The sequence below is a fragment of the Paracoccus sulfuroxidans genome, assembly GCF_007830335.1.
Taxonomy (GTDB): Bacteria; Pseudomonadota; Alphaproteobacteria; order Rhodobacterales; family Rhodobacteraceae; genus Paracoccus; species Paracoccus sulfuroxidans.
The window spans coordinates 11724-32850 of record NZ_VLKU01000010.1 but is presented as its reverse complement, the minus strand read 5'-3'; the positions used below and the strand labels follow the sequence as shown (position 1 = coordinate 32850).

The 21127-nt window shown below is 63.3% G+C and carries 19 protein-coding genes and 1 pseudogene; 11 read left to right on the top strand and 9 right to left on the bottom strand.

Annotated elements, in window-relative coordinates; all coding sequences use genetic code 11:
• Positions 1-137: 137 nt before the first annotated feature.
• Positions 138-2315, bottom strand: coding sequence for a TonB-dependent siderophore receptor (locus IQ24_RS15320; protein ID WP_145399163.1), 2178 nt, complete (start codon positions 2313-2315; stop codon positions 138-140).
• 199 nt (positions 2316-2514) lie between these two features.
• On the opposite strand from IQ24_RS15320, the gene IQ24_RS15315 reads away from it, so the two are divergent.
• Positions 2515-2790, top strand: a complete 276-nt coding sequence (locus IQ24_RS15315) for a hypothetical protein (RefSeq protein WP_158637538.1) — start codon at positions 2515-2517, stop codon at positions 2788-2790.
• Positions 2791-2814: 24 nt separating this feature from the next.
• On the opposite strand, the gene IQ24_RS15310 is transcribed toward IQ24_RS15315, so the two are convergent.
• Both IQ24_RS15310 and IQ24_RS15305 read right to left on the bottom strand, forming a co-directional pair.
• Positions 2815-2949: a TonB-dependent receptor gene (locus IQ24_RS15310; protein WP_145399161.1), complete on the bottom strand. Its 135-nt coding sequence runs from the start codon at positions 2947-2949 to the stop codon at positions 2815-2817.
• A 50-nt stretch (positions 2950-2999) separates the two neighbouring features.
• Positions 3000-3959, bottom strand: coding sequence for a hypothetical protein (locus tag IQ24_RS15305; RefSeq protein WP_145399160.1), 960 nt, complete (start codon positions 3957-3959; stop codon positions 3000-3002).
• Between the two features lie 255 nt (positions 3960-4214).
• Here IQ24_RS15305 and IQ24_RS15300 point away from each other — a divergent pair, with 255 nt between their 5' ends.
• From IQ24_RS15300 to IQ24_RS15270, 7 genes are all read left to right on the top strand, one after another.
• Positions 4215-5060: an ABC transporter permease subunit gene (locus tag IQ24_RS15300; protein ID WP_242008226.1), complete on the top strand. Its 846-nt coding sequence runs from the start codon at positions 4215-4217 to the stop codon at positions 5058-5060.
• Entirely contained in the window at positions 5057-5752 is a 696-nt protein-coding gene (locus IQ24_RS15295) for an ABC transporter ATP-binding protein (protein WP_199756598.1), read from the top strand. Before IQ24_RS15300 ends, IQ24_RS15295 begins: the two co-directional genes overlap by 4 nt.
• Positions 5753-5829: 77 nt before the next feature.
• Positions 5830-6810, top strand: a complete 981-nt coding sequence (locus IQ24_RS15290; protein WP_145399158.1) for an NrtA/SsuA/CpmA family ABC transporter substrate-binding protein — start codon at positions 5830-5832, stop codon at positions 6808-6810.
• A gap of 3 nt (positions 6811-6813) precedes the next feature.
• Positions 6814-8169 carry an NtaA/DmoA family FMN-dependent monooxygenase gene (locus IQ24_RS15285; RefSeq protein ID WP_145399157.1) on the top strand — a complete coding sequence of 452 codons (1356 nt, stop codon included), beginning with the start codon at positions 6814-6816 and terminating at the stop codon, positions 8167-8169.
• A gap of 2 nt (positions 8170-8171) precedes the next feature.
• Positions 8172-9407, top strand: coding sequence for an acyl-CoA dehydrogenase family protein (locus tag IQ24_RS15280; RefSeq protein ID WP_145399156.1), 1236 nt, complete (start codon positions 8172-8174; stop codon positions 9405-9407).
• An 11-nt stretch (positions 9408-9418) separates the two neighbouring features.
• On the top strand, positions 9419-10990 hold the full coding sequence (locus tag IQ24_RS15275) for a rhodanese-like domain-containing protein (protein WP_145399155.1): 1572 nt from the start codon (positions 9419-9421) through the stop codon (positions 10988-10990).
• A 484-nt stretch (positions 10991-11474) separates the two neighbouring features.
• The gene (locus IQ24_RS15270; RefSeq protein ID WP_145399154.1) at positions 11475-11882 is read left to right on the top strand and encodes a calcium-binding protein; all 408 of its coding nucleotides are present in this window, start codon (positions 11475-11477) and stop codon (positions 11880-11882) included.
• On the opposite strand, the pseudogene IQ24_RS15265 reads toward IQ24_RS15270, so the two are convergent.
• Positions 11813-13006, bottom strand: a pseudogene (locus tag IQ24_RS15265) (IS3 family transposase); the annotation flags it as partial. The gene IQ24_RS15270 and the pseudogene IQ24_RS15265 overlap by 70 nt on opposite strands.
• On the opposite strand from IQ24_RS15265, the gene IQ24_RS15260 reads away from it, so the two are divergent.
• Together IQ24_RS15260 and IQ24_RS15255 are read left to right on the top strand one after the other, a co-directional pair.
• Positions 12997-13263, top strand: coding sequence for an SDR family oxidoreductase (locus tag IQ24_RS15260; RefSeq protein ID WP_145399153.1), 267 nt, complete (start codon positions 12997-12999; stop codon positions 13261-13263). The pseudogene IQ24_RS15265 and the gene IQ24_RS15260 sit on opposite strands and share 10 nt — an antisense overlap.
• A 157-nt stretch (positions 13264-13420) precedes the next feature.
• Positions 13421-13933 (top strand): hypothetical protein, encoded by a 513-nt coding sequence (locus tag IQ24_RS15255; protein WP_145399152.1) that lies wholly within the window; start codon positions 13421-13423, stop codon positions 13931-13933.
• A gap of 87 nt (positions 13934-14020) precedes the next feature.
• Here IQ24_RS15255 and IQ24_RS15250 read toward each other — a convergent pair whose 3' ends face one another.
• Positions 14021-14383, bottom strand: coding sequence for an antibiotic biosynthesis monooxygenase family protein (locus tag IQ24_RS15250; protein ID WP_145399151.1), 363 nt, complete (start codon positions 14381-14383; stop codon positions 14021-14023).
• Entirely contained in the window at positions 14380-14703 is a 324-nt protein-coding gene (locus tag IQ24_RS15245) for an NIPSNAP family protein (protein WP_145399150.1), read from the bottom strand. The genes IQ24_RS15250 and IQ24_RS15245 overlap by 4 nt, the downstream gene beginning before the upstream one ends.
• 71 nt (positions 14704-14774) lie before the next feature.
• Here IQ24_RS15245 and IQ24_RS15240 point away from each other — a divergent pair, with 71 nt between their 5' ends.
• Positions 14775-15440 (top strand): ArsR/SmtB family transcription factor, encoded by a 666-nt coding sequence (locus IQ24_RS15240; RefSeq protein ID WP_145399149.1) that lies wholly within the window; start codon positions 14775-14777, stop codon positions 15438-15440.
• A gap of 57 nt (positions 15441-15497) precedes the next feature.
• On the opposite strand, the gene IQ24_RS15235 is transcribed toward IQ24_RS15240, so the two are convergent.
• The 3 genes from IQ24_RS15235 to IQ24_RS15225 are packed head-to-tail and all read right to left on the bottom strand — an operon-like array spanning position 15498 to position 20765.
• Positions 15498-18821 carry an error-prone DNA polymerase gene (locus IQ24_RS15235; RefSeq protein ID WP_145399148.1) on the bottom strand — a complete coding sequence of 1108 codons (3324 nt, stop codon included), beginning with the start codon at positions 18819-18821 and terminating at the stop codon, positions 15498-15500.
• The gene (locus IQ24_RS15230; RefSeq protein WP_145399147.1) at positions 18818-20272 is read right to left on the bottom strand and encodes a Y-family DNA polymerase; all 1455 of its coding nucleotides are present in this window, start codon (positions 20270-20272) and stop codon (positions 18818-18820) included. Before IQ24_RS15230 ends, IQ24_RS15235 begins: the two co-directional genes overlap by 4 nt.
• On the bottom strand, positions 20187-20765 hold the full coding sequence (locus tag IQ24_RS15225; protein ID WP_145399146.1) for an ImuA family protein: 579 nt from the start codon (positions 20763-20765) through the stop codon (positions 20187-20189). Before IQ24_RS15225 ends, IQ24_RS15230 begins: the two co-directional genes overlap by 86 nt.
• Between the last annotated feature and the right edge of the window lie 362 nt (positions 20766-21127).

The following is a 21127-nucleotide window of genomic DNA, read 5'->3' as shown; positions in this document are numbered from 1 at the left end:
ATCTTCCCGGTCGAGTTCACATGCGGTGAAATTTAACTGACAATAATAGTCGGATAAAGATTCGTCGACCGTTTTTCGACAGGTCCGACCATTGGGCGAAGCCGGGCCCGCGACACCTGCCGCGGGCCCAGATGGGATCAGAACTTGGCGCGCAGCGTCAGATCGGCGGTGCGGCCCTCGCCATAGACGACGGTGTCGTAGAAGCCGGTGGTCGCATAGTATTTCTTGTCGAGGATATTGTTCACGCTCAGCGACAGCTCGGTCTTGTCGTTCAGCTCATAAGAGGCGTTCAGGTCGAACACGGTGTAAGAGCCCTGATGGACGCTGGGCAGCTCGACCTCGGATGCGAACTTCATGCTTTCGGTCGCGCTCTGCCAGCGCATCGCGCCGCCGACGGTCAGCTTGTCGTCCAAGAGGCCAGCCACGCGATAGTCGGTCGCCAGCTTCAGCGTATGGCGCGGCTGGTCGGTGTAAAGCTCGACCCCGTCCTTGTCCTTCGAGATGCGGAAGGTATAGCCGCCAGAGACGTTCCAGCGGTCATTGATTGCGCCTGCGACCTCAAGCTCGAAGCCACGGGTCTCGGTGCCGTCGATGCTGCGATAGATGCTGCGATTCTCGGCTGGGATATATTCGACATATTCGGCGACATCCTTCTGCTTGGTGTAGAAGATCGCGGCCGAGGCGAACAACCCGCCATCCAGCAGATCGCCCTTCACCCCCAGCTCATAGTTATAGCCATAGGTCGGCGGCAGATATTGCCGGTCCGCGTCCTGCACCAACTGCGGCTTGTAGATGGTCGCGATGCTGCCATAGGCGGTGTAGGTCGGGTTGATGTCATAGGTGAAACCCACATAGGGCGACACCTCGCCCGACAGCTTGTAAGAGGCCGACGTCGTCTGACCGTCGCCCTCGCTGCCGTCCCACCAGTTGACGCGCGCGCCTGCCAGCAGCTTCAGCCGGTCGCTGACGCTGAACTGCCCGGTGCCGTAGATTGCATATTGCCGCGCTTCGCTTTCCGAGGTGAATTGCGCCTCATCCGACAGCTGCGGTCGCGGGTAGTTGCCGTTCAGGTTGTGGATGTTGACCGGGAAGGTCGCGCCCGAGCCATAGCCGTAATAGGTGCCCTTGCCGCGCGAGGCCATGGCGCCCAGCACGAATTGATGGGTCTGGCCGAAGGCTTCGAAATCGCCATTCAGCATAGCATTCAGGTTGGTCTGGCGATAGCCGCCGTCATAGCGCGTGCCGTAGCCCTGCATGCCTTCGCCGGTGACGCGGTCAGGCGCGCCATAAATCCAGGCGAGCTGCGAATCCATGTCGTTGCGCACATGGGTCAGCACCAGCCGTCCGGTCCAGTTGTTCTGGAACACATGCTCCAGCGAGGCGAAGGCCTCGGTCCGTTTGGTGTCGATATAGGTCCAGTCGGTCCCGTTCGAGGTTCCCTCGGGCCAGTCGATCAAGCCGCCATCGGCATAGAAGGGGGGCAGGCCGCCCCAGGTCACGCCGTCGCCCTTGGTCTTCTGATAGCTGAGCCCGGTGCGCAGCAGGGTGTTTTCGGTCAGATCCGCTTCCAGCGTGCCATAGAGGACATATTTGTCCTTGTGATAACCGTCGAGCGAGCCATCGCGGCTGTCATACACGCCGATCAGCCGCCCGCGGATCGTGCCGTTTTCGTTCAGCGGACCCGACATGTCGGACTGCACCCGCCCACCCTTGGGAGAGGCCAGCGAGACAGAGACCTCGTTCTGCGCCTCCTCGGTCGGGCGTTTGCGGATGAAGTTGATCGAGGCCCCGGGCTCACCCGCGCCCTGCATCAGGCCGGTCGCGCCGCGCACGATCTCGACATGGTCATAAAGCGCCATGTCCGGGTTGTTGTCGCCGAATTGCCAGACGCCATCGCGCGGGATCGGCACGCCGTCATATTGATAGGCGTCGATGTTGAAGCCGCGCGAGTAATAGTTGATGCGGTCGCTTTCGAAGGCCTGAACCGTGATCCCGGTCGCCGCGCTCATCGTCTGCGCGACGGTCGTGATGTTGCGGTCCTTCATCTGCTCATAGGTCAGCACGCTGGTCGATTGCGGCGTTTCCTTCTGGCTTAGAACCAGCCCCGTGGCCGAGCGCATCCACTCGGTCGTCCAGCTGTCGCTGCCTTCGGTTGTGGTGGCGGGGGCGGCGGTGATGACCACGGTATCCAGCGTGATCGTCTCGCTGTCAGTGGTGTCCTGTGCATGGGCCGAGGTCGCCAGAAGGACAATGCCCGAGCCGATCGCCGTCGTAAGCCGCATCAGCGCGGCAGGGGAAAATGGTCGCACCATCATGTCGCAATCCCGTTTTCAGGTTGTGGAATTGCTTGCGATGCGCTGGCGAATTGATGCGCTATGCCGCGCCAAGGGTTTCAGATCAAGCGAAATTCTTTTGCCCGGGCGGAAACTGCAACATTGTTGCAACGTGGGGCGGCAAAGGATTTAGTCGCCTTTGCCGAATAGCGCTTCGAAAATAGATGATGGTGATGTCGCCATGAGCGCCCAAAAGACGAGCTTCAAGACCAGAGTTCTTCGCAAGGAAGAGTTTCTGCCGCGCTATATCGTCGTGAAACCCGAACATGTCGAGGGCCGCACAAAAGCCTTTCCCGCCGATGTGTTTCTGAATGAAACAGGGCCGTTCCGGCGCAATATCCGACCCTGGGGAAAAGGGTCGGATGTGTTTTTCTTCAACCTGACGGCCCCGCAATGCCTGCAAAGCGGGCTGAATACGAATGACGAGTGCGCCGTCACTCTTGTTCCACTGGACTAGGCGAAACTCGCGATGGCGATCTGATCAGAACAGCCCGCGCAGCGTCAAAGTGGCATTGCGCGGCTCACCATACCAGTTCCCGCCGCCGGGCGTGCCGATGGTCGAATAATAGGCCTTGTCGAAGACGTTGTTCACGTTCAGCGCCAGCGCCGCTACCAAATTTTATCGGTGCCGCCCAAAAATGGGGCGTATTGCTCGATCAGGATCTATCACCGCTCCCACGTGTAGGTGACCTTTGCGCTGGGGTGACCGGCCGCGCGCTCGATCCGGCACAGGCCGATCCAGGTGCGATAGAATGCGGGCAGGACATAGCCGATGAAGGGCAGGGCCAGCAGCCCCAACAAGGTCATTCCCGTCATGTGACGGTCGAGTCCCGTGCCCGGCATCGGTCCGATCAGCCGCACGAGGATGAGGCCCGTCGCGCCGCCGAAAATCGCGCCAACGACGGCCAGCACGGCATAGACCCCATAGATCACTTTGGCCCCCCAATCGAACAGAAACGATCCTGTCGCCTTACGGAACCCATAGATTGCACTGGGCCTTTTCCGGATCAGCACGTGACCCGGTTCAATCTTGTGACGGGCGCGCTGGTTTTTCTGCAAAGCCTTGGCGTCGTGCTTGATCAGGCCAGAGAGGAGCCCCGCACCAATCAGCGTCATTTGCAGCAGCAGAAGCCGCCAGAAAAACGGGTCTGAGGGTGACAGATAGGCGATAGTCAGTGACACGAAGGCCAATCCTGTCAGGACAACAGTTTCCAGCAGCAGACCGGCAAGCAGGGAAGGGCGCAGTTTTGTCGGGTCGCGTAGCTTAAGCCAAAGCGGAAGATGAAGGATCAGGGGCAACAGGAACAACAGCCCGATCACGACGCCGCGCGAGTTCGGCGCAAAATAGGCGAGGAACGAGACAATCACGGGGATCCCAAGGAAGACCCATCCGCTGAAGCGAAACAAGTTCGTATGCTCTTCAAGCGGAGTGAGGTCTTTCTTTGAAGTCATGTCTAGTGCCCCGGCCCCCGAACTCCTCCAGTCAAGTTTGTCGAGCACACATCCAACTGCAATAGATACGCCGACTCCGATGGAGACTTCCAGAATGGCCGGTGCGGGTGTCGTGACCGCAACAGTCAATGCACCGGCAAGTGGACCCGCAAAGCCCGCGACCTTGCCCTGCATTTGCGCTATTCCCCGCGTAATGGGTTCCCGAGCACAGGCGCAACCAGGGGAGCGCACCCTCGAGACCTCAGCGGCAGCGCTCTTTTTGCGAAGCATTTTTCATCCTGTTTCGGCTGAGCTGGATAGAAACCTCTTCTCCTGTGCCTCTTGTCTTTGGAATGGCCACTGCCGAGCCGCCGTGAATAATAACGACAATACTGATCGTGATATGGTGCTCGCCTCTCGAGACGAGGCGAGCGGCGGAAATGAGGCACAATGACAATGGATTTGACGGATCGCCGGGCGCTTCCCGAGCCATCCGCACCGACGCCATCTCGCGCGGTCAATCGCGAACGGCAGCTTCTGGCGCTGTCATGGATCGCTCCGCTCGGGATCCTGCTGGTTTGGGAAGCCGCGAGCCGCGCCGGTCTGATTTCGGCGCAGGTCCTGCCCGCGCCAAGTGCGGTTGCCCGGACCTCGTGGGAGCTGATCGTGTCGGGCGAATTGCCCAAGCATCTTGGCGCAAGTCTGGCGCGCGCGGTCATCGGCTTTGCCATCGGCGGCAGCATCGGCTTCCTTCTTGGTATCTTCGTGGGCTTTTCCCGCGTGGCCGAGGCGCTGCTGGACCGCTCGATCCAGATGATCCGGGCGATCCCGTTTCTGGCGCTGCTGCCTTTGGTAATCGTGTGGTTCGGCGTCGATGAAAGCGGCAAGATCTTCCTTGTGTCGCTGGCGGTTCTGTTCCCGATCTACATCAACACGGTGCTGGGCATCCGGCAGGTCGATCCGAAACTGCTGGAGCTTGCCCGCGTCACGGGCCTCACGCGGCTCGAGACCGTCCGGCGGATCATCCTGCCCGGCGCGATGCCCTCGATCCTGACCGGCGTGCGCTATTCGCTGGCGACGGCCTGGCTGGCTCTGGTGATTGCCGAAACCATCGCGACCACCCGCGGCATCGGCTTTCTCGCCATGGATGCACGGGAATTCCTGCAGACCAATGTGATCGTCCTGACCGTGCTGATCTATGCCGCGATCGGCGTCTTTGCCGACAGCCTCGCCCGCTATCTGGAGCGGCGGTTGCTGGAATGGCACCCGAATTATACGAAAGAGGCCCGCAAATGAGTTCGACCGAGATCGCGGTGGCCGTTCGCAATCTGCGCCGCCGCTATGGAGACCGGGTCGTGATCAACGGGCTGGATCTGACCATCCGCAAGGGCGAATTCGTCGCTCTGCTGGGGGAAAGCGGCTGCGGCAAGACCACACTTTTGCGCGCATTGGCGGGCCTTGATCCTGTGGACGGCGGCCATATCGACGGCCCGACGCAGCCCGCCGTGGTGTTTCAGGAACACCGGCTGCTGCCCTGGGCGCCCCTGTGGCAGAACGTGGCCCTGGGCATGGAAACCGCCGAAGGCCGGGCCAAGGCCGAGGCCGCGCTGCAAGAGGTGGGCCTGGCGGGGCGCGAGGACGACTGGCCGCGAAACCTCTCAGGCGGTCAGTCGCAGCGGGTGGCGCTGGCCCGGGCCTTGGTGCGTGAGCCGCGCCTGCTGCTGCTCGATGAACCCTTTGCCGCGCTCGACGCGCTGACCCGGATCAAGATGCACGTCCTGATCCGCAAGCTGGTGGCGCGTCATCAGCCCGGTGTTCTGCTGGTGACGCATGATGTGGATGAGGCCGTTGCTATCGCCGACCGCATTCTGGTGATGCGCGGCGGCGAGATCGCGGCCAGCTATCTGACCGATGCCGCCAGCGCCACCACGCTGCGGGAACAGCTGCTGAAAGAACTGGGCGTCGAGAGCGACAGCCGCGCCGCCTGAGCCAGACCGAACAACCAAACACTGCCGCAAAGCGCCTTTCGGGCGACGGATCGCGGCTTGCCTGATGGAGAGAAGACATGACGAACCTCAACCGCCGCCGCCTGCTGCAAGCAGGTGCTGCCCTTGGCGCGGCCAGCCTGCTGCCTGGCGTGGCACTTTCCCGCACGACCGACACCGTTCGCGTTGGCTGGGGCAAGGGCAGCATCACCCAGATTTCCAAGCAACGGGGTGAGTTTGAAAAGAACCTCGCCGCGCAAGACATCAAGGTGGAATGGGTGGGGCCCTTCCCGAACCACGCGCCGTCGCTTCAGGCGGTTGTGGGCGGCAGCGCCGATTTCGGCTTCTGGGGCTCGACCACGCCCGCGCTGGCCGCGATCCTTGCCGGATCGCCCTTGGTGTTCACCCAGTTTCTGGTCTACGCGCCACGCTCGACCGCGATCATCGTCAAGAAGGACAGCGGCATCGACAGCGTCAAGGATCTGGTCGGCAAGCGGGTCGCCGTGAACCGCTCGGGCTTGGGTGAGTTCCTTGTCGTCGCCGCGCTTGAAAAGAACGACGTCCCGAGGGATGCGGTGGAATTCGTCTATCTGAACCCGCCGGATGCCGCCCCCGCCTTTGGGCAGGGCAAGGTGGACGCCTGGTCGATGTGGTCGCCCGCCGTCGACATCGCGCGCCAGCAATTCGATGCCAAGGACATCTTCTTCGAGGGCACGGACCTCGACTTCCTGATCGACTATTCCTCGCTGGTCACGCAGCGCAAATTTGCTGAAGAGAACGGCGATCTGGTCCGCGCCGTCATCGATGCCTTCAAGATCGAGGGCAACTGGATGAGCCAGAACCCGCTGGAATCGGAAAAGCTGATCCAGAATGAGGCGAAATACGACGACTCGGTACGCGATCACCTCGTCAGCCTTGGCCGCAAGAACAACTTCTACGAGGCCGATGACGCCAATTTCCTGACCGATTTCCAGAAGGCGGCCGACTGGCTGGCCGAGCGGGGAATCCTGCCGCAGTCGATTGCGGTGTCCGACCATGTTCTGCGCGTTCCGGGGGTGTGATCCATGAGCAGACAAGTTCGTCTTGGCGTGAACGTGCTGGCCTCGGGGCGGCATGACGCGGCGTGGAAGGTGCTGCCGGATGCGGCGACCCTTTCCACCGACATTGATGCCTTTGTCCGTATCGCCAAAACGGCCGAGCGGGGCAAGATCGACGCGCTGTTTTTGGCCGACGGGCCTGGGGGCCTAGTCGAGGAATCCTTCACCCGGCCCTGGCGCGCGCTCGAGCCGGTGGCGATGCTCTCGGCCCTGTCGCAGCAAACCAGCCATATCGGGCTGGTCGCCACCACCTCGACCATTTTCGGTCACCCCTATGCTGTGGCGCGCCAGATCGCCTCGCTGGATCATATCTCCAAGGGGCGGGCCGCGTGGAACATCATCACCAGCCAGACGCCCGTGGCGCTCGCAGCTTACGGGCTGGAGCAAGGTTTCGGGCAAGAGGAGCGCTATCAGCGCGCCGATGAGTTCGCCGAGATCGTGACCGGCCTCTGGTCCTCGGTCCCGCAGGATGCGGTGGTTGCCGATCAGGAAAGAAACGTCTTTGTCGATGCGTCCCGGACCCGTCCCATCGACGTTCAGGGCACGCATTTCCGCAGCCGGGGCAGTCTGTCGGCCACGGTCGGCCCGCAGGGGCGTCCGGTGATCTTTCAGGCGGGCCAGTCTGAGGACAGCAAGGCGTTTGGCGCGAAATGGGCCGATGCGCTTTTCACCGGGCAGCGGACCATCGAGGGCGGGCGCAAGTTCTTTGCAGATGTCAAATCGCTGGCCCGGGCCAACGGCCGCGATCCCTCGCAGCTTCTGGTCATGCCGGGCCTTTTTCCCATTCTGGGCGGGACCGAGGAAGAGGCGCTGCAGCGCAAGGCCGATCTGGATGCGGGCCTTGATATCGCCTTCCTGCATGTCGAACTGGCGCAGATCTTTGCGCTGACGCCCGATGATCTGCCGCTGGACGAGGTGCTGCCTTTCGATCTGATCGCCGAGCGCGAGGCGCATGTGCCCATCGCCGCACGCTGGCCGCGAAAACAGATCCTGTCCGAGGCAATCCCCTCCGGCTGGACCGCGCGTCAGGCGGCTTTGTCGAACATCATCGGCGGCCATCGGATGATCGTCGGGACACCGGAACAAGTGGCGGCAAATATCATCGAATGGATCGATACCGATGCGGCCGACGGCTTCAACCTGAACATCGACGTGTTCACCGAAGGGTTGGAAAGGATCGTTGATGGCCTGATCCCGGTCCTGCAAAAGGCAGGCCGCTTCCGCACCGAATACGAAGGCACCACCCTGCGCGATCATCTGGGCCTCAGCCCCTATGTGGACCCTCGGGGTCTGGCCGATCTGCGCACCGGGACGAGGAACTGAACATGCTGCACGAGAATTTCCCGCAACCCCAGCCGACCGGGCTTTCCCCGGTTGACTGGTCAGCCGCCACCCACCGCCTGGGCTATGCCCCCCTCTTCGACCGCATCGCCGAGGGTGCCGCGCAGCGCGACGTCCAGCGCCGCCCCGCCTTCGACGAGGTCGCCCAGCTAAAATCGCATGGCTTTGGCGCCTTGCGACTGGCGCCGGGCGGCCTGCCTCTGGCCGATTTCTTTGACGTCGTGCGCGACCTTGGCACCGCAGATTCCAACATCGCCCATGTCTTCCGCAACCACTTCTTTGCCGTCGAAACGCATCTGAAAACGCCGGAGGAAACCTTCTCGGCCCATATCCTGGACCTTGCCCGCGACGGCGCGATGTTCGGCGTCGCCTTCAGCGAGGTCTCGAAGGATCCGGCCGGTGGGCAGGGCTACATCCCCGCCGCCACGCTGCAGCCTGACGGCAACGGGTTCCGCATCTCGGGCACCAAGATCTATTCCACCGGGAACATGTATGCGGACCACCTCTTTGCCTCTGCGGTGGATGAGCAGGGCAAGGCGCGGCAGTTCTTCATCTCGACCAAGGCACCGGGCGTGGGGCTGGAGGATGATTGGGACGGGTTCGGGCAGAAGCTGACCGGATCGGGCAAGACCGTGTTCGATCAGGTGCGCATTGAAGCGGCCGACCTGTTCGACATCCCGCAGCGCGGGGCGGATCAGCCGTTCCTCTACGGCTTCACCTTCCATCAGGTCTATCTGACCACGATCATCTCGGGCATCGTCGGGCGCATTCTGCGCGACGCCCTGCAGGTGATCCGGGGGCGCAGCCGCAACTATTATCACGCCCTGCACGACCACCCGTCGCAAGAGCCAGAGCTGCAAGCGGTGATCGGTCGCATCGCCGCCCATCGTGCCGCCATTCATGGCGTGACGGACCGCGCCATCACCGCGCTCGACCGGGCGTGGGCCGAGGCGGATGGGCCCGAGGCCGAGGCTTTCTCGATCGCAGCCTCGATCGCTGCGGCAGAGGCCAAGGTCGTCACGGATGAGACCGCCGCCACGCTGGCGGGCTTGCTGATCGACGTCTCCTCGGGCAGCGGCGTCAGCACCAGCCGCGCGCTCGACCGGCATTGGCGCAACATCAAGGTGATCTCGGCCCATAACCCCCGCGTCTACAAAGAGCGGGTGCTGGGCGACCACTATCTGAACGGCACGGCCCCGCCCACCGGCGCGTTCTTCTGAAAGGCACGACAATGACGAAAACCATTTCCGCGCAGGACCTCCGCCATCTGTGGATCAGCGGGGCCGAGGTTGCCCTCCTCGATGTGCGCGAAGAAGGACCCTATGCCGAGGCGCATCCCCTGTTTGCGCTGACTGTTCCGGTCTCAGAGGTTGAGGTCAAGGTTCCAGATCTCGTTCCCCGCCTTGGCGCGCCCATCGTCGTCTATGACAATGGCGAGGGTTATGCCGCACCGGCTGCCGCGCGCATCGCCGCCCTTGGCTACACCGATGTCGCTGTGCTGGAGGGCGGACTGGCCGCCTATGCGCGTCTGGGTGAGGTCTATAGCGACGTGAACGTGCCGTCAAAGGCCTTTGGCGAGCTGGTGGAATCCATCCGCGACACCCCGTCGCTGCCCGCGCCCGAGGTGAAGCGCATTCTGGATGCGGGCGGTGATCACGTCGTTCTGGACGCCCGCCGCTATGAAGAGTTCACGACCATGAGCATTCCCGGCGGCCAATCCGTTCCGGGCGGCGAACTGGTTTACCGTATTCACGACATTGCGCCCTCGCCAGAGACCTTGGTGATCGTCAACTGTGCGGGTCGCACGCGCAGCATCATCGGCACGCAAAGCCTTGTGAATGCGGGGATTCCCAATCGCGTGGTCGCCCTGCGCAACGGCACCATCGGCTGGGTTCTGGAAGGGCTTCCGCTGGCCAATGGCGCGGATGCGCAGGGCGCCAGACCCTCGGATGAGGGGCTGGCCCGAGCGCACGCCAATGCCGCGCGCTGGGCAGACCATGTAGGCGTTCCGGTCATCGATGGCGAGACGCTGTCCCGCTTTCGCCGCGAGGCCGATGAGCGGACGCTGTACACGCTGGATGTGCGCGACCCTGTTGAATACGCCGCCGGTCACCCTGCGGGGTTTGCTTCCGCACCCGGCGGCCAGCTGGTGCAGGCGACGGATGAATGGCTGGGGGTGCGCGGCGCGCGTGTCGTCCTTTATGACGACGATGCCGTCCGCGCGCGCATGGCGGCAAGCTGGCTGTTCCAGATGGGCTGGGATGTGCATGTTCTGGATCAGGATGCCGACCTGTCTGACGACTTTGCGCCTCGGGATTTGGCACGACTGTCTTTGCCGAATAGGCCGACGATTACACCCGCTGAACTGGCCGCCATTCCGGATGCCTCCGTGATCGACCTTGCCCGCGCGGCCAGCTATGCCCGCGGCCATGTGCCGGGCGCATGGCTTGCCTCTGGTCCCGAACTGGCGCGTGATCTTCTGAAGGTCCCAGGTGATGGTCCCATTGTTCTGACATCGCCCGACGGGGTTGTTGCCGCCGCGAACCTTGCTGTCGCAGAAGCTGCGACGCCGCGATCTGTCTTGCTGTTGGAAGGAGGCACTGACGGATGGCGCGCCGCCGGTCTGCCATTGGAGACCGAAAGCCGCCATCTCTCCCCGCCCATCGATGCCTACAAACGCCCCTACGAAGGCACTGACAACGCACGCGAAAAGATGGAAGGCTATATCGCGTGGGAGCTGAAGCTGGTCGCTCAATTGGCCAATGACGGCATCGCGCGCTTCCGCGTGGCCCGTGCCCTATGAGGTAGGGCGAAGCGGTGCCTTCAGGCGGGTAGGGCAGACTTTTTCGAGGCTGCCCGCTCGTCGCGCCTGGGGCGCGCGCCGACAGGGGAAAACAGGTTAGCCTAATTCTGCGGCGGTTCACCGCTGTCCTGCAAAACAGTGCCTGTGCCAAAGGCGTTCAGACGACCTCCGGGATTGAGCAAGGGAAACTGCTCATGACAGACAGCCGCAACCGAGATACCCGTCAAGCTGGGACATCGGCGATGTCGAAAGAACCTCCGGGCCGCGGATACCGCTTCGGGACCTCCGGTATCGGTTCGACCAAGTGAACAGCGTGGCTTCGCGACCCGGATATGTGGTATGAACGGGGTCACGGGTCCTGCATCGAAACTTGCCGCTGTCAGCTCGCCCTCACCAGCTCCCGCCGCTCCAGAACAATCGTTTCACCACCCATTCACATCTCAGGGAGCAGGATAGCCGCAGCGGAAAAATACTCGCAGTGTGAATGATCAAGCATCAACCTCGGGAGGAGGAAATGCCGGTATTTTATCTGACAATCGGGAACGACACCCGATACGGGACGGTTGAGGCAGACACCATTTATGCCTATGCGGGCGATGACTGGCTCAATGGCCATGACAGGAATGATCGCCCTTACGGGATGGACGGAAGCGATACCGCATGGGGCGATGACGGAAACGACTACCTGTCTGGTGCCTCGGGCAATGACTATCTGGTCGGAGGATCCGGAAGCGGCACGATCTATGCCGACAGTGGGCCACGATTGAATAGCCTCGAGTTTCTTAGACGCCTGCCCGTCTCATCTTCTGCTGCCCGTCTCATCTTCTGCTGCCGTTCGAACTCTGCGGGCGACAGCATCCCGTTTCTCACATGTTTGCGCTCTGGGTTATAGAACATCTCGATGTAATCGAACACGTCCTGCCTTGCGTCTTCGTGCGTCCGACAGGTTCTGTGCCTGATCCGTTCGCGCTTGAGGAGGTTGAGGAAGCTTTCGGCGACTGCGTTGTCATGACAGTTGCCACGACGGCTCATGGAATGCTCTAGATTGCGAACCCGCAGGAATGCCGCCCAGTCGATGCTGGCGAACTGGCTGCCTGATCCGAGTGGATTAACACCTTGCCCTTCGGCTTGCGCCGCCAGACGGCCATCAGAAGAGCCTGCAGAACGACATCCGTTGTCTGCCTGCTTTGCATCGACCAACCGATCACGCGCCGGGAATAGAGATCAATGACCACCACGACGCAGGCAAAGCCCTCCTGAGTTCGGATGTAGCTGATGTCACTCGACCATTGTCATCGGACCAATGGCGGACATGGTCTCGCCCCAGACTTTGTCTGGGGCTTCGACGTCGAACTGCCAGTCGAATATGTTCTCGACCATGAACGATGGCTTGCGCCATAGCCGCCCAGGGCGGCGCTTGTAGCCGATCTACACTTGATCCCCTCAAGCTGTGCCAGCCCGGGCAACCCGGTTGGGGCAAACCCTCACACCCTGGTCAATCAGGTCATCATGAAGCTTGCGATAGCCATAGACATTGCCGCTCTCGGCCCAGGCTTTGTGCAGCAGTTCAGTCTGACCCTGTCTTCCTGCGCCCGTGCGCTCAGCGGTGCCTTCAGCCACGTATAGAACCCGCTCGGCTGGATGCGCAGGCACCGGCACATCGCGCGAACGGAAAGCTGTCCCCGATGCTCGGCCACGAACGCCGTCGCCAGCGGGCTTGAACTGGTGGCGCCTCGCTGACTCCACTCACTTTGCATCCCGAGCGAAATACGCGTTCGCCAAGGCTCCCCTCTTTTTAGGATGTCACGCTCCTCCGACACCCGGACCAGCTCGCGCTTCAGCCGCCGGGTCTCAGCGTCTCTTTCCGTGTCGCCGGATACTGCTTTCGCGGACTTGCGCGTCCACGCAGAGAGCGAGTGCTTGCTGACCCCGGGGTGCTCCGACCGGGTAACCCCGCTCTGTGATCTGAGCGACCTCGTCGCGCTTGAAGTCGTCGCTGAAAGTGCCTGTGTCCATCATGGCCTCCTTGCCTCAAAATTAGCAAAGAAGGCGTCCAGGAAACATGGGGTTATTCAAACGCCGTCGCGCCGGGGCTTGTGGACACGCCGCTGGCCGCTGACTGGACCGAGGCGCAGGCGCTGTGGCAAAGACAAGCCCCGATGAAGCGGGCCGCGCGTCCCGAAGATATCGCTCAGGCGGTCATGCTGCTGCTGACGGGAGATTACATCACAGGCGAAATCCTTCTTTCGGACGGCGGCCTCAATCTTACATGAACCATTGCGGCTTGCCGGGCGCTGGATTCAATCAAAATACCGTGGCTCCCGGCCCTCAACGGGCAGTCAAACGCCGTCGCGGGTGAAGGCCTCTTCGCGCCGTGTTATCCTCCGTTGGCCTGATCTCCACCCGTGCCCCCAACCATGGAGTGCCGCCATGTCTCCGTTCGTTCGAGCGAGCCTCACAGCCGTTGTCGCTCTCTCGATTGCGAATGCCGCGCGGGCCGACTGGAAATCCACGCGTTGGGGCATGACGCCCGAAGAGCTTGGCGCCAACGCAGCGTTGAGCGTCCAGCTCACTCCCGAGGAAGATCAGCAGGATGATCCGGTGATGGGCAAGGTCATGGCAACGGCGCCACATGAGTTGCCAGATCATCCAGGGTATGAGGGCCTGGTTGAGCTCATCTTTGAAGATGGTCTTCTGACAGCGGTTCTCGACACATTCCCCGATTACGACCCGGATAAGACCCTGAAGAACCTTGCCGCAGCCTACGGCGAGCCGGTTGCCGCGCTTGATGGCGTGGGGCGTCGGGACCGGTGCTGGATTGATAAGAACAACAGCGACAATGTCTGGTATACGGTCTTTCAAGGGCCTTCACTGGCTTATGAGACGGTCTTCTACACATCGGCATCCAATCCGGCGGGCTGCAAGCTGCCCTTGAACGATTAGAAGCCCGGCAGCCCTCGGTTCAGCCGCCTGCGGTGAAACGTGACCGGGTCGCCGCAGCCGAGACGGTTGGTCAGAGGAACTTCCAGATCAACCATCACTGGCATTCCCTTCATGAGCCCTGCGGCTGTCGCTTGGGGCCTCGTCCCGGGCAGTCATGCCATAGTCCCGCGCCACCTCTGCGATGCGCAGGCGGTAGTCGGAAAAGACATGATTGCGGCCAGCGGATTGCACGCGCCGGTGCTCCGGCAGGTTGCGCCATGCCGCGACTGCGGCCTCATCGCGCCAGAAGGACAGCGACAGGACCTTGCCGGGCGTGGTCAGGCTCTGGAATCTCTCGATCGAGATGAAGCCGTCGATATCGGCCAGCAAAGGCCGCAGTTCAGCCGCCAGATCAAGATATTCCGCCTGCGCCTCACCGGGCACCCAGGCTTCAAAGATGACGGCGATCATGCAGGGTCTCCATGCGGGGCCGAGGCCAGCTTGACGAAAAGGCGGCTCTCGCGGCGGATAAAGCCTTCGCGCTTGGCGAATTCGTAATTCTCGCGACCCAGCGGATCGGCGGCCAGCCGGGCGCGGTAGGCCTCATAATCGGCCAGCGATGGCAGCGAATAGATTCCGTAGGCGGTAGAGGCGCAGCCTTCATGCGGCGCGAAATAGCCGATCAGATCGGCGCCGCTGCGTGGGATGCACTCGCCCCAGTTTCGGGCATATTGCGCGAACAATTCGCGCCGGTTCGGGTCAATGTCATAGGTGATGACGCAGGTGATCATGTCTGTGGCCTTTCTTGCTCCCCCCGGAATAGCCGATTGGAGCGCGCGAATGGTTCGATTAAGCTCGAACCATGAGAGAAGGTCCAGATATCGCCCGCGTGGCCGCCCTTGTCGCCGATCCCGCCCGCAGCGCCATGCTGATCGCGCTGATGGATGGGCGCGCGCTGACCGCGACCGAGCTTGCTGGATTGGGCGGGATCACCAAGCAGACCGCCAGCAGCCATCTGGCAAAGCTCGTCGATGGCGAGGTGCTTGTCGTCGAGGCGCAGGGGCGGCACCGCTATTTCCGTCTGGCCGGTCCCCATGTCGCCAGCCTGTTGGAGGCGCTGATGGTCTTTTCCAGCGACGCGGCGCCGCCTTTGCGCACCGGTCCGCGCGATCCGGCGCTGCGCAAGGCCCGTATCTGTTACGATCATCTGGCCGGTGAGATGGGGGTGCAACTGTTCGAGCGCATGCAGCAGGATCAGTGGCTGCAGGATGATCTGACCTTGACGGACCGAGGCCGCGACAGGCTGTCCCGCATCGGATTGGATCTGGCGGATTTGCCACTCTCGAACCGTCCGATGTGCCGCGCCTGCCTTGACTGGAGCCAGCGACGCCAGCATCTGGCGGGGCGCGCGGGCAAGGCGATCCTTGACCGCATCCTCGCCCTCTCCTGGGCGCGGCGCGTGCCGCAGTCGCGGGTCATCAGCTTCACGCCAGAGGGTGAGCGGAGTTTCAGCAACTGGCTGGGCTGAGGAACGCGATATCCATTGCGACCTCTGGTTCTGGCCAATGGCCTGCTGTGACCCGCCTCAATGGAAATCCCTGCTGGGGAACAGGCGTTTCGCCTGATCCCGGGGGTGCATGGCCCGGGGGGCGGGAAGCGGGCGGGGGGCGTTGTCGGTTTGCGGGGTGGTCTGGCCGATGGCGCTTTCCATCGGGTGGCCCAGATCGGACAGGCGGTGCGAGACATCGGTGATCGTCTCGGCGATCAGATGGGTGACGATGCCCTCTCGCTGCAACCTGCCCGTGACCTGCAACAGCCGCCCGCCCATGACCGCGCGGCGGTTCTGTTCGAAGATCTTCCTCCAGACGACGATATTGCTGACGCCGGTCTCATCCTCAAGCGTCAGGAAGACCACGCCCGAGGCGGTGCCGGGTCGCTGGCGGGTGATGACGAGGCCGCAGACTGTGGTGCGACGCAGCGGCGCGTCGACCAGCGCATCATGGCGGGTCAGACCGGGCAGCGAGAGGCGCAGCAGCTCCATCGGATGGGCGCGCAGGGTCAGGCGGGTGGCGACGTAATCCTCGACCACCTCTTCGCCCATCTGCATGGGGGGCAGGGTGACGGCGGGTTCGGCAATCGCCTCGCCGTCGATCGGGTCGTTGAAGAGCGGCAGCACCCCCGGCGCGCGGATGGCGCGGATCTGCCACAAGGCGTCCCGCCGCGTCAGGCCGATCCCGGCAAAGCCGTCAGCCTCGGCCAGACGTTCCAGCACAGCGGGTGCCACCCCCGCGCATAGCCAGACCGCTTCGGGGTCGCGATAGCCGTTGCCACGGGCAGCGGTGATCCAGGTCGCGTCCTCTTCCTTGAAGCCTTTGATCTGACGAAAGCCCAGCCGCAGGGCCAGCGCCCCATCGGCGCGGCGTTCCAGCTGATTGTCCCACGCGCTGTGGTTCACGCAGATCGGCCGCACCTCGACCTGATGATCGCGCGCGTCCCGCACGATCTGCGCTGGCGCGTAAAAGCCCATCGGCTGGCTGTTCAGAAGCGCGCAGGCAAAGACCGCCGGGTGGTGGCATTTCAGCCAGGCCGAGACATAGACCAGCAGCGCGAATGCCGCCGCATGGCTTTCGGGGAAGCCGTAATCGGCAAAACCTTCGATCTGGCCGAAACAGCGGGCGGCAATTTCGGGGCTGTAGCCATTGGCGATCATGCCCGCGATGAACTTGTCCCGATGCTCGCCAATCGTGCCCATGCGGCGAAAACTGGCCAGAGAACGGCGCAGCTTGTCGGCCTCTTCGGCGGTATAGCCCGCGCCGACCTCGGCGATTTGCAGGGCCTGTTCCTGAAAAAGCGGCACGCCGAGGGTACGCTTGGTGACGGCCTCCAACGCAGGGCCAAAAGGTTCGGGTTTCTCAAGTCCCTGACGGCGGCGGATATAGGGCTGGACCATGCCGCCCTGAATGGGACCGGGGCGGACAATGGCGACCTCGATCACCAGATCATAAAATTCCTTCGGCTTCATCCGGGGCAGGAAATTCATCTGCGCCCGGCTTTCGACCTGAAAGACGCCGACCGCATCGGCGATTTGCAGCATCTGGTAGGTCGTGGCGTCCTCAGCCGGAACGCTGGCCAGCGTCAGGGCCAGACGCTCATGATCCTCAAGAAGGTCAAAGGCCTTGCGGATGCAGGTCAGCATCCCAAGCCCCAGAACATCGACCTTGAGGATCTTCAGCGTGTCGATGTCATCCTTGTCCCATTCGATCAGCGTGCGATCTTCCATCGCGGCATTTTCAATCGGCGCCAGCTCATCCAGCCGGCCCTTGGTGATGACAAAGCCGCCGACATGCTGCGAAAGGTGGCGGGGAAAACCGATGATCTCACCGATCAGGCGCAGGGTCTGCGCAAGGCGGCGGTCGGTCGGGTCCAGCCCCAGCTCGCGGACGCGGTCGAGGTCCGGGTCCTCATTGGAATAGCCCCAGATCTGCCCCGACAAACCGGCGGTGACGTCCTGCGACAGGCCCATGACCTTGCCGACCTCGCGGATCGCCGCGCGAGAGCGGAAATGGATCACCGTCGCGCAGAGCCCGGCGCGGTGGCGGCCGTATTTCTGATAGATCCACTGGATCACCTCCTCGCGCCGCTCATGTTCGAAATCTACGTCGATATCGGGAGGCTCGCCGCGATGGCGCGAGATGAAACGCTCAAAGACCATGCCGATCATCTCGGGTTTCACATCGGTGATGCCCAGCAGATAGCACAGGATCGAATTCGCCGCCGAGCCGCGGCCTTGGCAGAGTATCCCCTGACTGCGGGCGTATTGCACGATGTCGTGGACGGTCAGGAAATAGGCCGGATAGTTCAGTTCCTCTACGACGGCCAATTCCTTGGCCATCAATTCCCGCGCTCGGCCGGTGGCCCCCGCCGGATAGCGCCGCGCCAGCCCTTCCTCGGCCAGACGGGTCAGGCGGGCCATCGGCGCTTCCCCATCCGCGATCTCATCGGGGTAGTCATAGCTGAGCTGGCTCAGATCGAAGGCGCAGCGATTGGCGATCTCGACCGTGCGGCGCAGGGCGGCGGGGTGATGGTGAAAAAGGCGCCCCATATCCGCCGCCCCCTTCAGACGGCGTTCGCCATTCGGCAGGGCATTGCGGCCGATCTGGTCGATGGTGCAGCCAAGGCGCATGCAGGTCAGCACATCGGCCAGTTGCCGACGCGCTGCGCGGTGCATCAGCACATCGCCCACGGCCACCATCGGCGCGCTGGTCCGCTGCGCCAGCTCTGCGCAGGCCGCCAGATATTGCTGGTCCGAGCCGTCATAGCGCGGCGCGGCCCCGACAAAGATATGGCCGGGATAGCAGCGCCGCATCTGCTGGATATCGGGAACAGCGCGGACCATATCGCCTGGCAGCGCGATCAGGATCATGCCACGGCACCCTTCCAGCAGATCGGCCCTGTCCAGATGACATTCGCCCTTGTCCGCGCGGCGCTTGCCCAAGGTCAAAAGCCGGGTCAGCCGCTGATAGGCCGCCTTGTCAGTCGGCAGCGCCACCCACTCGACCCCGCTGTCGCGCAGAACCAGCCGCGTGCCCACGATCAGCTTCGGCAGATGCGGCACCAAGGGCCGGGGAATATCCTCGGGATTACCGATCTCTTGCCGCGAGCAAGTGTCGGTTCGGTGCTGCGAGCGGATAGCGACGCTCTTCTCGGCCTCTTCGCGCAGAATCTGCAAGGCACGATAGGCGCGAACGACGCCCGCCAGCGAATTGCGATCGGTAATGGCGATGGCCGACAGCCCCAGTTCGGCAGCCCGCGTCATCAGTTCCTCGGGATGCGAGGCCCCCGTCAGGAAGGTGAAATTCGTCGTCACGCAAAGCTCGGCATAGCGCGGCAGATGCGGGTCGGGGCTCATGCGAACTCCCCCTGCACGAACCAGCCGGGGTTTTGCGGCGTGTAGAACATCCAAAGCCGCCGTCCCTGCCGCGTCTCGACCCGCCAGTAATCGCGCAGCCCGCTGCGCCAGTTCGGATCGTCCAGCCACCATTCCGGCGCGATCCGTTCCGGCCCGGTGGCGCGCCCAAGGGTCAGCTCCATGCGCCGCCAGCGGAACCGTTCGGGCGGGGATGAGCCTGCGGCCGTGATCGGCTCGGGCGCAAAAATCCGCACCGGTCGGGGGCTGAGATTGACCCAACCGCCCTCGGGTTGCGAATAGGCGGCAGGCGCGATCAGAAAGCTGCGTTCGGGAATGTGGCTGTCGGCGGGCAGGAAACGCTGGACGTTTTCCAGCCCGATCCTTGTGCCGATCCGGGTGATCAGATCGTCCAGACGCCTTGGATCACGCGGGCCGGAATGGGCCAGCTGCTGGGCGGGCAAGGGCTCGACCTGCACCGCCTCAAGCCGCAACTGATCGATGCCGAAGCCCGCATCGACCTCGGAGACGCCGCGCTGGAACAGTGGCAGGATGCGGGCCGGGTCGCGCATGGGGCGGGCCAAACGCAGCTCGACCTGCTGCGAGGCGGCATCGACCCGGCGCAGGCTGAGGCACAGGATTCGCGCGCCCGCCTGACGGTCGGCCAGCTTCTCGCAGAGGCGGGCCAGCAGCCGGTCCGTTGCCGCCATCACATCCGTCTCCAGCCCGATCGGTTCGGGCAGGGTCAGGCGCACGGCATAATGGGGCGGCTCGGTTTCCGGGCTGATCTGTTCGGGCTGATCGCCAAGCGCCTGATCGAGGCGCATCAGCAGCCCCGCCCCGAAGCGCCGCGCCAAGGGCCCGCGCGGCGTGTCGCGCAACTGGCCGATGCGCCGCAGCCCCATCCGTTCCAGCCCGGTAACGGTATCGGGGTCCAGCCGCAACGCAGCCACCGGCAGATCGGCCAAAGCCGCCCCCTCGCCGTAATGCGCCCGTGCCCAGGCAGCCCCGCGCGTCTGGCCAAGGCCCACCCGCACCGACAGTCCCGCGCGGCTCAGACGCTGGCGCATGGCCCCCAGCATCGCCGCCTCACCCCCGAAAAGATGCGCCGAGCCGGTGATGTCCAGAACCAGCCCGTCTCGCCCCTCGAAGCCGACCCAGGGACACCAGCGCATGGCCCAGCGACGCAGGCTGGCCAGAAAGCGCATTTCCTGATCCGGGCGCGCGGGCAGGCTGATCAGATCGGGGCAGAAGGCCCGCGCATCTGAAAAGCTCATGCCGCGATAGAGGCCCTGCCGCTCGGCCGCGTCATTCAGGCAATGCACGCGATTGGCGTTGCTTTCCTTCAGCGTCAGAACAAAGGGGCCATCAACCGGGCGCGTCCGCAGAACCCGGTCGGTGGCCAGCCGGGGGAACCACAGCGACACGACGCGTCTCTGGATCCCATCGAACATTCCAGACCCCAAGTGTTCCTGATTTGTTCTTGATAAGCTGCCAACGTTGCAGAGTCGAGTCGCCCATGTCGAACACAGGCGCGCAGTGCCAGCGCGTCTCGGCGGCGGGACTGCCCATGTCCTCGGGGATCAGGCACAGCCCGGTCGACCCGCCCGCCCTGGCCGCAAGCTGCAAGCGCCGCCCGGCGGTCAGAGACAACGGCGAGGTGATCTCCAGCACCACAAGGCCAAGGGCGCCGTCCCGCAACGCCTCCTCGGCCACGGCCAGCGTATCGACCTGTCCCTTGGTCCGCGCCATGATCAGCCTTGCGGGATCAAGCCCCTCGAACCCGCGAGGGTTCAGCTTTTCCGGCTGCCAATCCTCGCGCACCCATAGCAGATCCACCCCGAGTTGATGCGCGGTCCGCAGCGCAAAGCTGGCCGCTGCAGGGCCGCATGCTTCATGGACGCGGGCTGGGATGAGGGGATAGGCGGTGATGGCAGGGTGCGGCATGGTCGTCGTGGATGAAGAATTCTGGCAGATATTGGTATAGGAAGCAGTGTCGGAGCAAGTAAACCTCGCAGGCGGGCACCGGTGATGGGCCGCCTTCTTTCGGAGGGATCGCGCCGCCCTGGCGTCATCACCGGCACTGTCCGGGGAGGATCAAGCAAGCGAGCCTGAGATGGAGTCAAAGTCGATGAACTAATGGCGATCTGCTCAGCCAGTTTGAAAGCCTTGGGGACAATTGCGAGTTCGGCTTTGTCCAGCGCCACTCAGGCGTCGAGCCGGGCGGGCTTTTGCGCTGGACAGTCTCTCCGCCCGAGGTGCTTGCTGACGCGTTGGAGCAGCGGTTCGAGGGGATCTATGAATTCGAC